16 protein-coding genes and 1 pseudogene are annotated in these 18,867 nt (G+C 68.5%); 7 read left to right on the plus strand and 10 right to left on the minus strand.

The window, feature by feature from the left end; genetic code table 11:
* Positions 1-165 precede the first annotated feature (165 nt).
* Both MKK84_RS21860 and MKK84_RS21865 read right to left on the minus strand, forming a co-directional pair.
* Positions 166-3,180: a PAS domain S-box protein gene (locus tag MKK84_RS21860; protein WP_243923548.1), complete on the minus strand. Its 3,015-nt coding sequence runs from the start codon at positions 3,178-3,180 to the stop codon at positions 166-168.
* 195 nt (positions 3,181-3,375) lie between these two features.
* On the minus strand, positions 3,376-4,380 hold the full coding sequence (locus MKK84_RS21865; protein ID WP_243923550.1) for an HWE histidine kinase domain-containing protein: 1,005 nt from the start codon (positions 4,378-4,380) through the stop codon (positions 3,376-3,378).
* A 446-nt stretch (positions 4,381-4,826) separates the two neighbouring features.
* Here MKK84_RS21865 and MKK84_RS21870 point away from each other — a divergent pair, with 446 nt between their 5' ends.
* On the plus strand, positions 4,827-5,819 hold the full coding sequence (locus MKK84_RS21870) for an SDR family oxidoreductase (protein ID WP_243923587.1): 993 nt from the start codon (positions 4,827-4,829) through the stop codon (positions 5,817-5,819).
* A gap of 219 nt (positions 5,820-6,038) precedes the next feature.
* On the plus strand, positions 6,039-6,245 hold the full coding sequence (locus tag MKK84_RS21875) for a DUF4113 domain-containing protein (protein ID WP_243923552.1): 207 nt from the start codon (positions 6,039-6,041) through the stop codon (positions 6,243-6,245).
* A gap of 132 nt (positions 6,246-6,377) precedes the next feature.
* On the opposite strand, the pseudogene MKK84_RS21880 reads toward MKK84_RS21875, so the two are convergent.
* The 8 genes and pseudogenes from MKK84_RS21880 to MKK84_RS21915 all read right to left on the minus strand — a co-directional run bounded on the left by MKK84_RS21880 (position 6,378) and on the right by MKK84_RS21915 (position 14,516).
* A pseudogene (locus MKK84_RS21880) lies at positions 6,378-7,060 on the minus strand (glutaredoxin).
* 36 nt (positions 7,061-7,096) lie between these two features.
* Positions 7,097-10,270: an efflux RND transporter permease subunit gene (locus tag MKK84_RS21885; RefSeq protein WP_243923559.1), complete on the minus strand. Its 3,174-nt coding sequence runs from the start codon at positions 10,268-10,270 to the stop codon at positions 7,097-7,099.
* Positions 10,267-11,814: an efflux RND transporter periplasmic adaptor subunit gene (locus tag MKK84_RS21890; RefSeq protein WP_243923561.1), complete on the minus strand. Its 1,548-nt coding sequence runs from the start codon at positions 11,812-11,814 to the stop codon at positions 10,267-10,269. Before MKK84_RS21890 ends, MKK84_RS21885 begins: the two co-directional genes overlap by 4 nt.
* On the minus strand, positions 11,811-12,221 hold the full coding sequence (locus tag MKK84_RS21895) for a FixH family protein (RefSeq protein WP_243923562.1): 411 nt from the start codon (positions 12,219-12,221) through the stop codon (positions 11,811-11,813). Before MKK84_RS21895 ends, MKK84_RS21890 begins: the two co-directional genes overlap by 4 nt.
* Positions 12,222-12,302: 81 nt before the next feature.
* Positions 12,303-12,746, minus strand: coding sequence for a hypothetical protein (locus MKK84_RS21900; RefSeq protein ID WP_243923564.1), 444 nt, complete (start codon positions 12,744-12,746; stop codon positions 12,303-12,305).
* A gap of 89 nt (positions 12,747-12,835) precedes the next feature.
* Positions 12,836-13,036 (minus strand): heavy-metal-associated domain-containing protein, encoded by a 201-nt coding sequence (locus MKK84_RS21905; protein WP_243923566.1) that lies wholly within the window; start codon positions 13,034-13,036, stop codon positions 12,836-12,838.
* Between the two features lie 76 nt (positions 13,037-13,112).
* Positions 13,113-14,228: a nickel/cobalt efflux transporter gene (locus tag MKK84_RS21910; protein WP_243923568.1), complete on the minus strand. Its 1,116-nt coding sequence runs from the start codon at positions 14,226-14,228 to the stop codon at positions 13,113-13,115.
* A 9-nt stretch (positions 14,229-14,237) separates the two neighbouring features.
* Positions 14,238-14,516, minus strand: a complete 279-nt coding sequence (locus MKK84_RS21915; protein ID WP_053610357.1) for a metal/formaldehyde-sensitive transcriptional repressor — start codon at positions 14,514-14,516, stop codon at positions 14,238-14,240.
* 89 nt (positions 14,517-14,605) lie between these two features.
* Between MKK84_RS21915 and MKK84_RS21920 the strand changes: the two genes are divergently transcribed.
* The 5 genes from MKK84_RS21920 to MKK84_RS21940 all read left to right on the plus strand — a co-directional run.
* Positions 14,606-14,824 carry a DUF1289 domain-containing protein gene (locus MKK84_RS21920; RefSeq protein ID WP_243923570.1) on the plus strand — a complete coding sequence of 73 codons (219 nt, stop codon included), beginning with the start codon at positions 14,606-14,608 and terminating at the stop codon, positions 14,822-14,824.
* Positions 14,825-15,043: 219 nt separating this feature from the next.
* On the plus strand, positions 15,044-16,054 hold the full coding sequence (locus tag MKK84_RS21925; protein WP_243923572.1) for a transporter: 1,011 nt from the start codon (positions 15,044-15,046) through the stop codon (positions 16,052-16,054).
* Positions 16,055-16,571: 517 nt separating this feature from the next.
* Positions 16,572-16,811, plus strand: coding sequence for a hypothetical protein (locus MKK84_RS21930; protein ID WP_243923579.1), 240 nt, complete (start codon positions 16,572-16,574; stop codon positions 16,809-16,811).
* A 44-nt stretch (positions 16,812-16,855) separates the two neighbouring features.
* Complete coding sequence (locus MKK84_RS21935; protein WP_243923581.1) at positions 16,856-17,272, plus strand: DUF1236 domain-containing protein; 417 nt, start codon at positions 16,856-16,858, stop codon at positions 17,270-17,272.
* Between the two features lie 284 nt (positions 17,273-17,556).
* On the plus strand, positions 17,557-18,867 hold a 1,311-nt coding region (locus MKK84_RS21940), incomplete at its 3' end, for an AI-2E family transporter (protein ID WP_243923583.1).

The following is an 18,867-nucleotide window of genomic DNA, read 5'->3' on the forward strand; positions in this document are numbered from 1 at the left end:
CGACGTCCTCGTGCTGCAGCCGTTGCGGGACGGCGAGTTTGAACGCACGGTCGCCGCGACCCCCGCCGGGCAATCAGCGCCCGGACTACAGCTCGGGTCCGATAGCGGTTGAACCGCCCGAGCCTGACATGGCGGCCCCGGGGACCGGGACAGCCCACACGGCCTTTACGCCGCTGCCTCGTCTCCTGAAGACTCCTGCATCGCGGCGAGCGAGGCCTCCAGGCGGCACGTCAGCCCGGTCGGCGCGTAGGTCAGCCCCACGTCGCCACCGACCTCGGCCGCGAAGCTGCGCTCGATCAAGCGCGAGCCGAACCCGCGCCGGGTCGGCTGCGCCAGGATCGGCGGGCCGCCCTGCTCCGACCAGGTCAGGACGAACCGAGGCAATCCATCCTCGAGTACGACGTGCCAGCGCAGGTCGACCGTCCCGACATCGTTCGAGAGCGCCCCGTACTTGGCTGCGTTGGTGGCGAGCTCGTGCAGGGCGAGCGCCAGTGCGAGGGCCGGCTTCGCCGCCACGGGCACGTTCGGGCCGCTGGCGCGGATACGGGAGGCCGCCTCGCCGCGGTGGACCGAGAGCGCTCCGTCGACGACCTCGGCGATGGGGGCCTCCGTCCAACTGGATTGGGTCAGAACATCATGCGCCCGCCCGAGCGAGATCAGGCGCGCGGTGAATGCCTCCCGCGCAGCCTCCGCGCCGGTGACGTTCCGGAACGTCTGGGCCGCAATGGCCTGGACCATCGCCAGAGTGTTCTTCACCCGGTGCTGCAACTCGCCCGCGAGCAGTCGCTGGTGTTCCTCGGCCCGCCTGCGCGCGCTGATGTCGAGCATGGCACCGATCATCCTGAGGGCCTTGCCGGCCGCGTCGCGCAGCACGTAGCCGCGGTCCAGGATGTCCGCATAGGTGCCGTCCGCCCGACGGAAGCGGTACTCGTCGCTCCAGGCCGTCCCGGTCCCGTCGATGACCGCGTGGATCGAACGGTTGACGCGGGCGCGGTCGTCGGGATGGATCTGGGCGATCCACCAATCGCCGGCCGGATCGACCGCCTCCGGCGGATGTCCGTGCGCCGTGTGGAGCGCCTCGTTCCAGCGGATATGATTCGTGGCGAAATCCCAATCCCAGATCGCGTCGTTGGTGGCCTGGGCGGCCAGCCTGTAGCGTTCCTCGGCCTCACGCAGGGCCTGCTCGGCGCGTCGACTCTCGGTGACGTCGCGCGTGGTGCCGATGAACCGAACCGTGCGGCCATCCTCGACGAAGGCCCGGCCCTTGGCCGCCACCCAGCGCTCGACGCCATCCTGAAGGCCGACAACGCGAAAGGCGATGTCGTAGGTGCCTGGGCCGGTGGGGTCGATGGCGGTCCGAACCTCCCCATCGACCCATTCGCGGTCGTGCGGATGCACGGCGGCCAGGAAGGTTTCGTAACTCACCAGTGCGTCGGGCGTCAGCCCGAACAGTGCCCGGGTACGCCCGTCCCAGACGAGACTGTCGGCGACGAGGTCGTAGTCGAAGATGCCGGTCCCGGTCGACTCGACCGCCAAGCGCAGTTGCTCGCGCGCCTCGCGCAGGTCGTCCTCGGCCCGGCGCCGGTCGTGGATGTCGCTGTCGCTGCCGAGCCAGCCGACGACCCGCCCAGCCGCGTCGCGCATCGGCTCGGCACGGATCAGGAACCAGCGATACTCGCCGTCATGGCGGCGCAGGCGGGCTTCGGTGTCGTACAGGGTTCCGTGGGTTCGGGCGTGCTCCCAGGCGTGCATCAGTCCGCGCAAGTCGTCGGGATGAACGACGTCGATCCAACCGAGGGGGAGCGCCTGCTCCGGGGTCTGCCCCGTGTAGGCGTACCAACGGTCATTCAGGTAGCTCAGGCTCCCGTCCGGGTCGCCGAACCAGATGACGGCCGGCGCCAACTCGCTCAGCGTCTGGAAACGCTCCTCGGCGACCTTGCGCTCATGGATGTCGAGGCTGGTACCCACCCAGCTCGTCAGGATGCCGGCCTCGTCCTGCACGGGACGTGCCCGCGACAGGAACCAGCGGTACTGTCCATCGGCGCGGCGCAAGGGAAACTCGATTTCGTAGGCTTGCCCAAAGCGCGCTGCCGCGATCCACGCGGCCCTCGTCGGCTCCCGGTACTCTGGATGGATCGCCCTCATCCAACTCGCCTCGCCGACTTCGCCCGGTGGCAGGCCGGTGTAGTCGTACCAATAGGCGTTGCAGTACGTGACATTGCCGTCCGCGTCGCCGAACCAGACCACCTGCGGGCTGACCTCGACCAGCGACCGGTAACGCCTCTCGCTGGCTTGCAGGGCTGCGCCGGCCTCGCGCTGCCCGGTGCGGTCCCGTAGGATCTTGAGGAATCCAATGGTCTCGCCGTCGTCGGTCCGCAGGGGCGTCTTTTCGCCCGATGCCCAGAACCGGGTGCCGTCCTTCCGTTGGTGCCAGCGCTCGTCCGGCGCGCTGCCGCATTCGATGGCGAGCCGCATCTCGGTTTGGAGCCGTCCGTCAGCCCGGTCCTCCGGGGTGAAGAACGCCTCGGCACTCCGGCCGAGCATCTCAGCCTCGGTCCAGCCCAAGATGCGTTCGGCACCTGCATTCCAGCGGGTGACGTGACCCTGCGGGTCCGTGGCGACGATGGCGTAATCGGTGGCGCTGTCGAGGATGCGCTCGTGGAGCAGGCGCTGGCTCGCGTGCTCGCGGAGGGAGCGGCGCAACTCCATCTGGGCCATCGTCTGCCGGGCAAGCCGCATCAGACCCTTGCGCTGGCGTTCGGTGAGCGCGTGCGGCCGGGTGTCGAGCACGCAGACGGTGCCGACCGGGTGCCCCTCGGGGGGCCTCAGCAGGGCGCCGGCGTAGAAGCGCAGCCCGGACCCGCCATGAACCAGGGGATTGCCGTCGAACCGCGGGTCTAGAATTGCATCCGGCACGCAGAGGAAATCATCCTGCAGTAGGGCCTGCCGGCAGAACGCGTTCTCCAGGGGCGTCTCCCGGACGCCGAGGCCGAGCTCGGCCTTGAAGAACTGGCGCCCGTCCCCGACGAGGTTCACCACCGCGATCGGCATCTCGCACAGTTCGGCGGCGGCCTCCGCGATCTCGTCGAAATCCTGCTCGCGCGGGGTGTCGAGCAGGCGATACCGGTCCAGGGCCCGGAGGCGTTCGGCTTCCTCGGTGATCTTGTGGCTACGGTCCATCAAACGGGCAAGCGTCTGAGTGCGATGAAGTTTCGCGTGGCGGGACGATCTTCCGGACCCAACTCCGGGACGTCCGTCCGCCTGGTCGAGCATGAACGTTCCGAGCGCACGATCCAAGCGGGCCTGAGAACCCCGCCGTGACACCGGCGCGGGCATGCGGCCTGCCGCCAGATGTGAACCGTGCCGGCGCGGGATCTACCGCCGGCCCAGTGGCAGCCTGACGTGTATCCGCAGGCCATCGTCATCGAAGGCGACGTCGACCTCGGCCGCGACCTGGGCCGTCAGGATCTTGTTCAGGAGACGCGTCCCGAACCCTTCGCGGGTGGGCAGCGTCGGGGGCGGCCCGTCGTGCTCGTTCCAGGTCCAGGCGAGCCACGGACCGGCAGGGCTATCCTCGACCGTCCAGGTCACCACGACCCGTCCGCCCGGATGGGCGAGCGCCCCGTGACGCAGCGCATTGGTCGTCAGCTCGTGCAGGGCCATGCTGACCGGCACGGCGACCTCCGACGGCAGCATGAGGGGCGGCCCTTCGAGGCTGATCCGGTCTCCCTCACGGTAGGGATCGAGCTCGGCCCGGAGCAGGCCGTCGAACCGGGCTACCTGCGCCTCGTCCTCGGTGATCAGCGCGTGGGTCCGCGCCAGCGACACGATGCGTCCGCTGAAGGCCTTGGAGAACTCGGCCATCGTGACCGACGAGCGCATCGTCGCGTTGAGCACCGCCTGGACCGTGGCCAGAGTATTCTTCACCCGGTGATGGAGCTCGCGCACCATCAGCGCCTGGCGGTCCTCGAACGCGCTGCGCTCGGTGATGTCCCGCTGCGCCGAGACCCAGTTGGTGATGCGCCCATCCGCGTCGCGGACGGGGGTGATCAGCCATTCCACCCGGTAGCTCGTGCCGTCCTTCCGGTAGTTCAGCGCCTCGCCCTGGAAGGCCTCGCCGGCCTCCAGCGAGGCGCGGGCCCTGTCCAGCGCCGTCCGGTCGGTGCCCTCGCCCTGCAGGAAGCGCGGGCTGCGACCGACGACCTCCGCCGCGTCGTACCCGGACAGCCTGGTGAAGGCCGGGTTGGCGTAGATGATGACCGGCCCGGGCTCATCGAGGTCGGCGGTGGTGATGAGGATGGCCTCTCCGGTGGCCTCGACGGCGGCCCGAAGCAGCCTGAGGTCGATCTCGATCGGACCGTCATCCCCTGTACGCGACACTCGCAACGACTCCTGGACGCATTTCCGACCCAGGCCTTATCCCCAAGGCGCAGAGTGTTCGGAATGCCGGCACGGGATACAATCCATGCGGGCGGCCTCGGTTTCCGCCGACGTCCCGGCTACTCAAAGTGTCGCGGACGCCGGCCATCGTTCGGGGATGCAGGTGGGAGAGCCGACGATTATCTCCGCCGCCCCCGGTCGGTATCGAGCTTACACGGCAAGCTCTCGAAGCGATGGCTGCGCCGCTGCCGGCGGTGTGCGGCGCGCAGGGGCCTGAGGCGCCGAACGGATCCGGCTCCGGTGGGTTTCCCGCATGTCGGCCACGAAGCACCCAGACCAAGTGGCGCGATCGAGCGCTGTAATCCTCCTGACACCTGCAGGCGATGATGGCAGAAACCCGAACAGCCCTGATCGCGGGTGCGAATGGCATCATCGGCAAAGGACTGATGCAGGAGTTCGCGGCCGCAGGCGGTTGGCGCATGCGAGCTCTGTCACGCCGGCCGCACCCGTCGCACGAGGCCATCGCGACGGACCTTACAGATCGTGAAGCGACCCGAGCCGCCCTCGTCCAGGCTCGCGATACCACGCACCTGTTCTACGCAGCCCTCGCGCCACAGCCGAGCCTCGCAGACGAGGACCGCGTGAATGGCGGGATGCTGCGCAACCTGCTCGATGGGCTGGAGGCTGTCGGCGCGCCGCTGAAGCGGGTGGTGCTGTATCAGGGCGCGAAGGTCTACGGTGTTCATCTCGGACCGGTTCCGGCGCCCTTCTACGAGGACGATAACCCGCGCCACATCGGGCCGAACTTTTACTTCACTCAGGAGGACGAGCTGCGGGCCCGGGCCGATCGCGGCGGCGCGGCTTGGTCGATTCTGCGACCGGACGTGGTGGTTGGCGACGCCGCCGGAAACGCCATGAACATCGCCATGGTGATCGGCGCCTACGCCGCCCTTTGCAGGGTTGAAGGAGCGGCGTTCCGCTTTCCGGGGCCGGCGCACGTCTACGAGGGGGTGTTTGCCCAGGTGACCGACTCCCGCGCCCTTGGCCGTGCGAGCCTCTGGGCCGCGACGTCCGACGCCGCGCGCGGTGAGGCGTTCAACTACGTGCACGAGCCGTTCCGGTGGCGACGCGTCTGGGAGAAGCTCGCCGTCGCGTTCGAGCTGCCGCTCGGACCACCGGTTCCGATGCGTCTGGCCATGCACATGGCCGACAAGAAACCGGTCTGGGAGCGGCTGGTTGTCGAGCAGGGCTTGAGCGACCTTCCTTACGAGAGCGCAGTCGGATGGAGCTTCGGCGACTTCGTGTTCCATAGCGACTTCGATCTTGTCTCCGACATGGGCAAGATCCGACGCGCCGGGTTTGGAGAGAGCGTTGATAGCGTCGCCGCTCTGGTGAGTGCCATTCGCAGCCTGCAAGAGGCGAAGGTGCTGCCGCGTTAGCCGCGCCGACCGCTCATCAACAGAACCGGACATAGCCGCGAACGCCAAGCAGGACCGCAAGGATTTGCTCGGGCTGGCTGAGGCCAGCAATGGCACTCAGGTGCTAGTGAAGGCCGCCCTACATGATCTCCGCAAGATCGGGCGGGACGGCTACCGCTATTCGGACGTCGGCTTGGTCACGACCAACCTCCTGCCGCGCCCCGCATCGCAGCGGACCGATTGCCCAGGCTCCGCCAGATCGATCGCGAGCAGGAGGGCTCCGCGCTGATTGCGGAGCTGGATGCCTGCAACCGGTGCTTCGGGCGCGGGGCGGTCGTCCCGGCTGCCGGAGGGCTCGCGTCGAAGCGCGAATGGTCGACCAAGTTCGAAATGCGCTCGCCGCGTCACACGAGCCGGCGGGACGAGATGCCGGGGGCGGCAGCCTGAGGCTTTGAGCGATGCGAGAGCGCATCCGGGTGGCGTCCAACGGGAAGGACGCGCTTCCAACTGCGGCGCATCGTAAAAGGTATGGCCAGCACAGAGCGGCGAAGATCACGCTCAATGGTGCGCCGCCAGCATTCAAACGGCGATGGCGACCATCATCACGTTCTCGGCGAACGAGACGAAGCCGAGCGGCACCTTCCTCGACTCGCCGACGCAGGCGCCCTTGATCTTGCGCGCGTCGACGTAGACTGCCTTGAACACCGAGACCGCCCCAATTCCATCGATGAACGGAGCCACCGGGATGGACAGCCAATCCAGGGCACCCGCTACCATAAGGACGCCGGCGCCGACTTCCAGATAGGCGTAGCGCACCCCGCACGCAGCCAGGAGGTCGTAGCCGAGGAACATTGACGAGAAGGTCTCGACGTCCTGGAGCTTGAGGAGGGCGAGCACGCACATGCTGAAGGCGATGAACCATTCGGCGGTGCGCATCGTAAGCGGCGTAGCTCGCTGCCAGGGCCATCAGCGCGGTCATCGAGAACACCGCGGGCACGGGCCTGTACGTCATGGCGTTTGGACCGTTTGCCGCCTTGCCGAAATGGCGCTGGAGGTCGTCGGGCCGCCGACGCGCTCGCCGTCGACGAAGGTCTGCGGCGTCGACTTGACGTGATGCTCGGATTTGAAGCGGTCGGTCATCCGGTGATCCTCGACCTCGCAGCACCGGCGTTCGAGGAGATCCTTGGCCTTCAGTCCGTAAGGACAGGTGTGTTCGGAATGACCATCCAATGGAGGACGGCCTTTCGGGCTGGTGACGACATGGACAGCTCCTTCAATGCAGGTCGGGGACGGTGTCGCTACTCGGCAGAAGCCCGGTGGCGTGTCGCCTCCTCGTTGGGTTCGGCGCGGTATCGGTGGCCAGGCGGCAGCGTCCACCCCTTCACGAGCGCATAGACGGCGGGGATCACAACGAGGGTCAGCGCGGTGGAGGAGACCATGCCGCCGATCATCGGCACGGCGATGCGTTGCATGACCTCCGAGCCTGACCCGGTGCTCCAGAGGATCGGGACGAGCCCAGCCATGATGGCGACGACCGTCATCATCTTGGGTCGCACCCGCTCGACCGCGCCGACCATGATGGCGCGTCGCAGGTCCGCCCGCGTCAGAGGCCGCCCCTCGCGTACGCCCCGGGCCTGCTCCTCGTCCCAAGCGTGGTCGAGGTAGACCAGCATGATCACGCCGGTCTCGGCGGCAACGCCGGCGAGCGCAATGAAGCCCACCGCCACCGCCACCGACATGTTGAAGCCCATGAACCAGAGGAGCCACACCCCGCCGACCAGGGCGAAGGGCAGCGACAGCATCACGATGAGCGTCTCGGTCAGGCGCCGGAAGTTCAGGTAGAGAAGCAGGAACACGACGAGCAGCGTCAGCGGCACCACGATTCGCAGTCGCGCCTCGGCGCGTTCCAGATATTCGTACTGCCCGCTCCATTGCAGGGTCGTACCCTGCGGCAGCTTGACCTCGTCGGCCACGGCCTTTCGCGCCTCGGTCACGTAGCCGCCGAGGTCGCGGCCGGCGATGTCGACGAAGATGAAGACCGCGAGTTGCCCGTTCTCGGTGCGGATCGAGGTAGGCCCTCGGGTCAGCTCGACCTTGGCCACCTCGCGCAGGGGCACCGTCCCACCGACCGGCAGCGGCACCTGCACTTCGTCGGCAATGGCCCGCGGGTCCGATCGGAAGGCGCGCGGGTAGCGCACGTTCACCGTGTAGCGCTCGCGGCCCTCGACGGTATTCGTCACGGCCTGTCCGCCGAGCGCCGTCGCCACGACGTCCTGCACGTCTCCGACCATCAGGCCGTAGCGCCCGAGCGCCTCGCGGTCGGGGGTGATGTCGAGGAAGTAGCCGCCGATCACCCGCTCGGCATAGGCGCTCGACGTGCCCGGCACGGCCCGGACGACCGCCTCGACCTGCCGGGCGACGGCTTCCATCTGCTTGAGCTCGGTCCCGAGCACCTTGATGCCGACCGGCGTGCGGATGCCTGTCGAGAGCATGTCGATGCGTGCGCGGATCGGCTGCGTCCAGGCGTTCGAGACGCCCGGGAACTGGAGGGCCGCGTCCATCTCCCCCTTGAGGCTGGCGAGGGTCACGCCTGGGCGCCACTCCGCCTTCGGTTTCAGGGCGATGACGCTCTCGAACATTTCCATCGGCGCGGGGTCGGTCGCCGTGTTGGCACGGCCCGCCTTGCCGTAGACCGAGGCGACCTCCGTGAAGCTCTTGATGATCCGGTCCTGGGTCGCGAGGAGTTCGCCCGCCTTCGTCACCGAGATCCCCGGCAGGGTCGTCGGCATGTAGAGCAGGCTGCCCTCGTCGAGGTCGGGCATGAACTCGGAACCGAGTTGCTGGGCCGGCCAGACGGTCGCCGCCAGCACTCCGACGGCGAGCAGGATGGTGACAACCCGCGCCCGCAACACGCCCGCGATGAGCGGTCTGTACAGCCAGATGAGCAGGCGATTGAGCGGGTTGCGATGCTCCGGGATGATCCGCCCGCGCACGAACAGCACCATCAGCGCCGGAACGAGCGTCACCGACAGGAGCGCGGCGGACGCCATGGCGAAGGTCTTAGTGTAGGCGAGCGGACCGAACAACCGGCCTTCCTGGCTCTCCAGGGTAAAGATCGGCAGGAAGCTCACCGTGATGACGAGGAGCGAGAAGAACAGCGACGGCCCGACTTCGGACGCCGCCTCGACCAGGATCTCGACCCGCGGTGTCCCCGGCGGCGCCCGCTCCAAGTGCTTGTGCGCGTTCTCGATCATCACGATGGCGGCGTCGATCATGGCGCCGACCGCGATGGCGATGCCACCCAGGCTCATGATGTTGGCGCCGATCCCGAGCGCCTTCATGCCGGCAAAAGCCATCAGGATGCCGACCGGCAGCATCAGGATGGCGACCAGGGCGCTACGCACATGCAGCAGGAAGACGATGCAGACGAGGGAGACCACGATGCTCTCCTCGACCAGCGTGTGACGCAGGGTATCGATCGCCGCGTCGATGAGCTGGGAGCGGTCGTAGACCGGCAGGATCTCGGTGCCGGCCGGCAGGCTCCTGGCCACCTCGGCGAGCTTCACCTTGACCCCTTCGATGACGCTGAGGGCGTTCGCGCCGAAGCGCTGCAGGACGATGCCGCCGGCGACCTCGCCCTCGCCGTTCATCTCGGTGATGCCGCGGCGCTCATCCGGCCCGAGCTCGACCCGGGCGACGTCCCGCACCTGCAGAGGCGTGCCCCCCGCGGTCTTCAGGACGATGTTCTCGATGTCGGAGACGCCCCGCAGGTAGCCGCGGCCCCGCACCATGAACTCGAACTCGGAGAGCTCGACCGTGCGGCCGCCGACATCGGCGTTGCTCGACCGGATCGTGTCGCGAAGCTTGTTGAGGCTGATGCCCTGGGCGCGCAGGCGGTTCGGGTCGACCACCACGTTGTACTGCTTCACGAAGCCGCCGACGCTGGCCACCTCGGCCACGCCTTCGGCGCGCGAGGCACCGAAGCGGATCACCCAATCCTGGATCGAGCGCAGCTCGGCGAGCGTCCGCTCCTTGGCCACCACGACGTATTGGTAGACCCAGCCCACGCCGGTCGCGTCGGGTCCGAGCGTCGGCGTTACGCCGACCGGCAGGCGGCTCGCCGCCGCGTTCAGGTACTCCAGCACCCGGGATCGGCCCCAGTACGGGTCGGTGCCGTCCTCGAAGATCACGTAGACGAACGACACGCCGAAGAACGAGAAGCCGCGGACCACCTTCGCCTTCGGCACCGTCAGCATGGCGGTGGTGAGCGGGTAGGTAACCTGGTCCTCGACGACCTGGGGCGCCTGCCCGGGATACTCGGTGTACACGATGGCCTGCACGTCCGAGAGGTCGGGAATGGCATCGAGCGGCAGCGTCCGGAGCGCCAGCATGCCGGCCGCGACGGCGAACACCGTCCCGACCAATACGAGGACGAGGTTGCGGGCGGACCAGTCGATGAGGCGCGCGATCACGGCGTACCTCCCGCGTTCGCCACCTGTCGGTCGTCCATCGGAGCGGCCAGGGACTGAAGCGCTGCTCTCAGATTGCTCTCGGCGTCGATCAGAAAGTTCGCCGCTGTCACCACCCGATCGCCGGCCGCGACGCCGTCGCGAATCTCGGTGAAGCCCCTGCCGCGGACGCCGACCTTCACGGCCCTCGGCTCGAAGCGGCCCTCGCCGCGATCGAGCAGCACGACCTGCCGCTCGCCCGTATCGATGACCGCGTCGTCCGGAACCGCCACCACGGGCTTCGCGTCGCCGGTGGCGATCTCGACATCGGCGTACATGTCGGGCAGCAGCAGGCCGTCCGAATTCGCCAGCTCAATCCGCACCCGGGTTGCCCGGGTATCGGGGTTCACCTGAGGGTAGACCACCGCAATCTTGCCGGTGAAGGCCCGGCCCGGGGCCGAGCGCAGGCGCACGGTCACAGGCTGCCCCACGCGCACCCCGGCGAGGTCGCGCTCAGGCACGTCGGCCAGCACCCACATCGTCGAGATGTCGCCAATCCGGAACAGGGTGTCGCCGGCTGCGGCCTTCATGCCCTCGACGGCGGTCCGCTGCAGGATGAGGCCGTCCCGCGGCGCAGCCCACGTGATGGCCATCGGCACCTTCCGGGTGCGCTCCATCTCGTCGATGACGGCCTCGGAGACGTTCAGGTTCTGCAGCCGGCGGCGCGCCCCGTCGAAGCCCGGGTTGGCGATCAGCTGGGCGGCCGCCGCGTTGATCTCGGGCGAGTAGACGTGGACCAAGGGCTGGCCCTTGCGGACCCGGTCGCCGGTGGTGACGTTCTCGACGTGGTCGACGTAGGCGTCCGAGCGGGTCGCCACGACGGTGACGCGGCGCTCGTCGAGGGTGACGGTGCCCGGCACACGCACCGGCTGGGCCACCACCCGCTGTTCCGCCACCTCGGTCCGGACGCCGGTGCGCTGGATCTTGCCGGGCGAGACGGTCACGACGTTCCCGCTCTCATCCTCGCCCGCGTAGACGGGGATGTAGTCCATCCCCATCGAGTCCTTCTTCGGCAGCGGCGAGGTGTCCGGCAAGCCCATCGGGTTGCGGTAGTAGAGAACGCGCCGGTCGCCGCCTGCGGGCTTGGCGCCCTCGTCCTGCGCCATGCCGTGCCTGGACATGTCGTGGACGGCCACGTCGGCGGGCATGGCCTCGCCCTCGTCGGGGTCGTCGAAGCGGACATCCTCGCTCGCCCGGACAGTCCGGAACTCGCGCCCGTCCTCGGTGACCATCTGGGATGCCGAGTAGACCGGCTTCCCGTCTGGATCCTGATAGTAGACCACCGGCCCGGTCGCCTTTGCCGTAGTAGGCGCGACCGCCTGGCCCGTGCTGGCGGTCGGCCAGTCGGCCAACCGCGACCGAGCGCGCTCGGCCAGCGACGGGACGACTTCGGAACGGGCCCGTTCCACGAGGGCCGTTATGGGGTTCTCCCCATGCCCCGCGACGTAGCCGACGCCCCCCGCCGCGAGCGCGACGAGGGTTCCGGCGAGCCATGCGGACCGGCTCATTTGACGGCCTGGAAGACCAGCTTGCCCTCGACCGTGCCGGTCTCGCCTTGGACCTTGGCCCCGAGCGACAGGCGCCAGCCACCGGCCATCGAGAGCTTGGCCTTGAAGCGGTACACGCCCGGCTCCGTCGAGGGCACCTGCTCCACCTTGGTGACCATCTCGTCCATGCTGTCGGGGGCCATGTCGAGACGCGTGGCGAAGATCACGGCGTCCGGCACAGGCTTGCCGCTGCGCTTGTCGACGAGGCGCACGGCGACGACGGCCTCGCCGACCTTCGCCTCCTGGTGGACGAGCTGGAACTGGTAGTCCTTGATGCCTGCCAGGGCGGGCACGGTCAGCACCGATGCCGACAGGCAGGCGCCAAGCAGCGCGGCCGACACGGCGCGCGCGAAGGGGTTCTTGGTCACGGGTAATCTCTCCTGAACGCGATGGATGGCGGTGCGCGGGCGCGCGTCACCGTGCCGGCGCGAGCGCCGGCGGCATCGGGTTCAGGCTCGGGGAGGCTCGGGTAACGGGGTCCCGTGCACGCTGGCGAAGGCATCAAGGTTCTGCCAGCTCACGCTCATGCGGCTCGCGACAGGCACTGGGACCGGCAATGGGGTCGGCAGCAGCGAGGCCACGCTTGCCAGGCACAAGGCCATCAGCGGGCAGCCCTTGGGGCAGTCCGGCTTGGTGGCCTCCGATTTGGGGCAGCACGGCATGTCGTCCATGCCCATGTCAGCCATGCCGACGGACGTGGTCTCGTCGCCGTCCACGGCGGCGTGGTGCATGTGCCCTTGGGTCATGCCGTGGCTGGCCATGATCACCGTGTGATGGCCCGCCATCGACGCATGCATGCGCGCGGTGGCCGCCGGGGCGGTCACCGGCGTCAGGGCAAGGCTGAAGACCGCCAGAAGCGGCAACAGTCGCCGGAGGGCGAGCCAGAACGTCACGGAATCCAGGATGCCAAATTTCGGGCCGATACGGAAGTCCGTCCGGCGGTTCGAGGAACGGCACGGACGCGGTTTGATTGCGCCGGGCCTCAGGCGGGCTCGGCAGAGTAGCCAGCCTCGGCGATGGCCCGGGCTATCCGGTCGGCCGGTCCCGTGACACCGGACACGCTCACCAGCTTCGCGCCAGGATCGACCTCGACGCCGGTGGTGGGCTCCACACCCTGGACCGCACGGGTGTCGAACTTGGCGCAGCTGCCGCACCCCATCTTCTCGACCTTGAAGCGGACCATGGCGCTCACCTCTCGATGGCGTCCCAATGAGATGGGGATTTCCCCGGTTAGAAGGTCAAGGGCGGAAGATCCCCCGTTAGGTCGGGTAGGCCGCGGTCGATGCGGCGGCATGGTCTTGATGACCCTGTCGGATGCCCTCCAAGCCGAGCCAGCCGGTATAGAGGCCAACGAGGACGATCAGCGCGGCGGAGGCGTACGGCGCCCTCCGGGCGAAGGCGCCGAACCCAGACCAGCGCGAGGCGACGTGCTTGACGCTGAGTGCTGCCAGGACGCCAGCCGAGACCATCGTCAGCGCAAGGCCGATGCTGAAGCAGACCACCAGCGCGAAGCCGAGGCTGAACTGCTTGAGCTGGATGCACAGCAGCAGGACCGTGATGGCCGCCGGGCACGGGATCAGGCCTCCCGTCAGGCCGAACAGGACGATCTGACCGGTCGTCACCTGCCGGCCCGCGAAGCGGCGGCGGATGTCCTCGGCATGGGCCCGGGCGTGGGCGTCATCCTCGTCGCCCAGGTTCATGTGCCCGTGGTCGTGCTCCTCGAACGCGATCTCGTGGATTTCGCCCCCGGACGGTCCCTTTAGGACCAGCCGCGCCGTGAAGGCGTGCGGCTCGGGAATCGTCTCCAGGCTCTCGAGGAAGTCGCCTCCGTTCGCGAAGGCGAATGTCTGCCGGCCGCCATCGGGACGGACCGTCTCGACGAGGAGATCGCCGGTTGGCGGCAACTCGCCCCCCTCGGCCCGCACCCGCCAGCGCGGCGGCGCACCGTCCTCGAACACCTCCAGGGTTAGCAGCCCGTCGGAGGTCGCGACGTGCTTCGCCTCTTCGTGATGGTGATGATGGCCTTCGTGCTGCTCCCGCCAAGTGCGCCACGCCATCCAGACCGCGATGCCGACGATGAGGACCGCGGAGGCGAGCTGGAGGTACGGCTCGGGGTCCTCGCCACCCCATTCCCGTCCGAGGTACTGTCCGCCCAGCGCGATGATCCAAACGACCGCCGTGTGGGAGAGCGTGGCCGCCAGACCGAGCAGGACTGCCTGCGTGACCGTCCCGCGCACGGCGATGATGAAGGCCGCCATCATCGTCTTCGAATGACCGGGTTCCAGGCCGTGCAGGGCGCCGAGGAGGATCGCACTCGGCACGAACAGCCAGGCGTGCGCGGTGCCCTGCCGCAGCAGGTCAGACAAGGAGGTCATGAGGTCTCGTCACTTCAGGTAGGTCCGCACCACTTCGATCAGCTCGGCGGCGCCCCTGGCGCGCTCCGCGTCCGGCTCGGCGTCCGGGTTCACGACGTGATGGCGAATGTGGTCTTCCATCAGCTCGGCGGTCAGGCCGTTGATGGCCCCGCGCATCGAGGCGACCAGCATCAGGACGTCGCTGCAGCCGAGCTCGGCTTCCAGGGCCCGCTCGACGGCTTCCGCCTGTCCCTTGATCCGGCGCACCCGCGCCAGCAGCTTGGTCTTGTCCTTGATCGTGTGAGCCATGGGTCGGCTTTGCGTCCTTAGTGATATATAGGGGGGTACCCTATGTTATGTCGAGCGGAATGTGCTCGACGGCGTGGCAAGGCTGTACCATGAAGAAGGACGACCCCTGCATCTCGGTCTGCCAATTCGACGGCCGGACGGGGTGGTGCCTGGGCTGCGGGCGCACGATCCCCGAGGCTCGCGCGTGGCGGAAAATGACGCCCTTCCGGCGGACGTCCCTCATGCGCGAGCTGCCGCGCCGGGTCGGACAGGTCGCCGGTACGACAGACCAAGCAGACGGCAGGCAGAGGGGTAAACGCAGCCGTTAGGCTCCGAGGCATCGAAACGCCTGGCTGGTGAGGGACCACCCCGTGCGACACGGGACACGTCGCCAACTGTCCGGCAACGGAAGCGTGGCAGCGGGCGTTGATCCGGTTGAAGCCCCACGGAAGTCGCCGTTGGCCCGTCCCTCCCACCAGTTGGCTGGCAGTCCGGCCGTCGTGGCCGGGTCGACCGACTGAACCGGCCCGTCCCTCCCGAGTCGGACCATGACCACCGTGCCCCCCAATCCCCCGCTTCCCGGCTTGCTCTGGGCGATGAGCTTCGACGCGAGGGGGTGCGGCCACCCCATCGTGCCAGGCGAGCCACTCCCGGACCTCGACGCCTTCGGCGAAGGATTCGTATGGCTGCACTTCGACCTGAAGGCCGCCAACCTCACGCCCTTGCTCGACGCTGGGCACGTCGGCCCGCCCGCGCTCTTCGAGGCCGTCTTCCGGCCTGACGAACACCAACGCGTCACCGTCGAGGGCGGCCATATCGGCGGCGTGGTAGCCGACCTCGCCCGTCCCGGAGCCAAGCCGGACGCCGCCGGACGCCTGCACTTCATCTTGGGCCCCCGCTCCCTGGTGAGTGGACGGACGGGGCTGGTCGAAAGCCCGGGCGCCGCACGGGAGAGCGCCGAGAAGGGTCGTCCGATACCGTCCCCCGTGCTGCTGCTGGAGACGATGGTGGGCTACGTGGTCGCGTCCATGTCCGAGACCGGCCAGCGGCTCGCCGGTGAACTCGACGGCATCGAGGACCACGTCATCGATGGGCGCGTGCGCGATGAGCGTCGGCGCCTCGGGCCGATCCGGAGAGCCGCGGTGCGGCTCCATCGGCAGTTGCTCGGCCTCTCCGCGGTGTTCCATCGGTTGGAGGACGATGACGCGGCCCGGCACCTGCACGGACCGGCCGTCGACGCCGCGGCACGCCTTGCCCAGCGGCTTGACGCCCTGGACCGTGACGTGAGCGCGATGGGCGAGCGTGCCCGGCTGCTGCAGGATGAGGTCGGCGCGCGCGTGGCGGAGGAGAGCAACCGGCAGCTGTACGTCCTCTCGGTCCTCTCAGCCCTGTTCCTGCCGCCGACCTTCATCACCGGAATGTTCGGCATGAACGTGAAAGGGCTTCCCTTCGCGGACGATCCACACGGATTTGCCTTCGTCGCCGGGCTGTCGCTGGCTTCGGCGGCGGTGACCTACGGCATCATCCGCGCGCTCGGCATTCGTCCGCCGCGTGGCTGACTTGCCGTCCTGGCCGTGACACCCCCTGACCGCGAGCGTCATGGCCGGACTTCTCTGGGACGTCTTCGGCGAAATTCAGTGCAAGCGGGGACTTCGGCGGCTTGGCCTCGGTGGAGCCGGTGACCGAGCGGGATGCCCCGATGGAAAGCCTGGAAACGAACGTTCCCAGGAAACCGATCCGGACCTGAAATTCATGCGGCTCGCGCGATCAAGGTGGACGCAAACAGGCGTACCGATCCGGTCCACTGCCCATGAATGGGAACGCCCTTGGGTGCGGGATGCGGACTACAGTGGAACGGACGACGGTGCATACCGCAAACGGCAGGAGGCAAATCCGCTCAAATCTCGGTCGCAAACTTTGAGTTTATGTATCGACGTCAATTTAATCGCGGACTACCCGTCGAAGTAAATGATTTCTAGGGCACGATACTGCGCAAAATTGGCATGGAACCGTAATTCGCCGTGAGCCGTTGCTGCGGTCATTCGATCCGACCACCCGAAGCGAACGGAGATCTTCATGCGCCAGGCAGTCATCATCGGCTTCGTCGCCGCCGCGTTCGTTGGCCTTGCCGCCCCCGCGATGGCCGAGGAGACCACCGTCATCCGCCGCGACGGCCCCGCCGTCGTCGACCACCGCGACACCGTCGTCGAGAAGCGTGAGGTCACCACCGGCACCGTCGATTGCGGCTCGAAGACCGTCCACAAGGAGGACGGCATGGGCAACTCCAAGACGATCCACAAGGAAGGATGCAACTGAGACGCCGCCTCGCTCCTTCGTCTGACACTTCAGGAGACATCCTCATGACGAACAAACTGCTTCTTGCCCTTGCCACGGCCGGCGTTCTGGCCTTGCCCGTGGCCGCACAGGCGCAGGGCACCCTACGCGGCGCGGCCGAGGGCGCTGCGGTCGGCGCCGATGCAGCGGGCCCGGTCGGCGGCATTGTCGGCGGCGCGGTCGGCGCGGCCACCGGTACGGTGGGCGGCATCCTCGGTGTCGACGACCGTCCCCGCTTCCGTAGCTACGTCCGCGAGCGCGGCGTGAGCTCGTACAGCTGGGGCGGGCCTGTCCAGGTCGGCACCGTGCTGCCGGACGACGGCGTCACCTACTACGACATGCCCGCCGAGTACCGGGCGCGGCCCGGCTACCGCTACACCGTCGTGAACAAGCAGCCGGTGCTGGTGGACCGCAGCCGCCGCATCGTCGAGGTCATCGACTGATCGGCCCGTCGGCCTAAACCGCCGACACGTGCCTGACCCCGCCCGGCCGCAGCCGGGCGGGGTTTCTTTATCTGGTGTCATGCGTTGTCCGTGGACGTCGCTAGCCGCGTGCTCCAACCGGTCCAACGCCGCTTCGGAACGGTGACGACGCGCCCCGGCGCCCGGCGCATCGACCGGGAATCGGAGCGTGAAGACCTGAACTCCCGCGCGCGACGCCCGTCGCGTTCCCTGGACGAAGCCGAATGCCGCCGGATGACGGCGACGCGCCGAGGAGCCCACGCCGCATGCCAGCCAACGATGCCGTCGCCCCGCGTCAGCCGGCCCAGGTGCCGCCGCCCCTCGTCCCGGGCCTGCGCGGCCTCCTGACCCTCGCGGTCGGCGTCGTCCTCGTCGCGGCGCTCTATTTCGGGCGAGAGGTGTTCATCCCCCTCGTGCTGGCGGTGCTTCTCAGCTTCGTCCTCGGGCCGGTCGTCAACCTGCTGCGGAAGGCGAAGCTCGGGCGGGTGCCCTCCGTCATCGTCGCGGTCCTGCTCGCCCTCGGTGTCGTCGGCGGCATCGGTGCGCTCATCGGCACCCAGGTCGCGGGGCTCGCCGGCAACCTGCCCCAGTACCAAGCCACCGTGCAGAGGAAGGTATCGGGCCTGCAGCAGGGCTGGCTCGGCGAGGCCAACCGCGTCCTGCAGAAGTTCAACCATCAGGTCCACGACGTCACCCAGAAGGCCGACGCCGCCGGCACCACCGCCGCGACCGGACCGGCAGGCGAGACGCCCAAGGCGCAACTCGTGCGGGTCGAGGAGCCCGAGCCCTCGCCCCTGGCGCTGGCCCAGAAGGTGCTCGGCCCCATCGTGTCGCCGCTGACCGACGTCGGCATCGTCCTCGTCGTGGTCGTGTTCCTGCTCCTGCAGCGCGAGGACCTGCGCAACCGCATGATCCGCCTGTTCGGATCGAGCGACCTGCACCGCACCACCGTGGCCATGGACGACGCGGCTGGTCGGCTCGGCACCTACTTCCTCGCCCAGCTCGGCATGAACGCCGCCTTCGGGGTCATCGTCGGGGTCGGCCTCTGGCTTATCGGCGTGCCCAACCCGCTCCTGTGGGGCGTGTTCTCGGCCATCATGCGCTTCGTCCCCTACATCGGCGCCGTCGCCTCCGGCATCCTGCCCGTGGCCTTGGCGGCAGCGGTCGACCCCGGCTGGTCGATGGTCATCGCGACCGCGGCGTTGTTCCTGATCGCTGAGCCGATCTTTGGACAGGTGATCGAGCCGCTGCTCTACGGCCACTCCACCGGGCTCTCACCCTTCGCGGTGATCGTCTCGACCCTGTTCTGGGGCTTCCTGTGGGGGCCCATCGGCCTGATCCTGGCGACCCCGTTCACCGTCTGCCTCGTCGTGCTCGGCCGCCATGTCGACAGCCTGGAGGTCTTCGACGTTCTGCTGGGGGACCGGCCGCCCCTCCCGCCGGTGGAGAACTTCTACCAGCGCATGCTGGCCGGTGACCCGGACGAGGTCCGCGACGTCGCGGAGGCGATGCTGAAGGAACGCTCGCTATCCTCGTACTACGACGAGGTGGCGCTCAAGGGCCTGCAACTCGCCGCC

It is taken from the genome of Methylobacterium sp. E-065 (assembly GCF_022829605.1).
GTDB lineage: Bacteria > Pseudomonadota > Alphaproteobacteria > Rhizobiales > Beijerinckiaceae > Methylobacterium.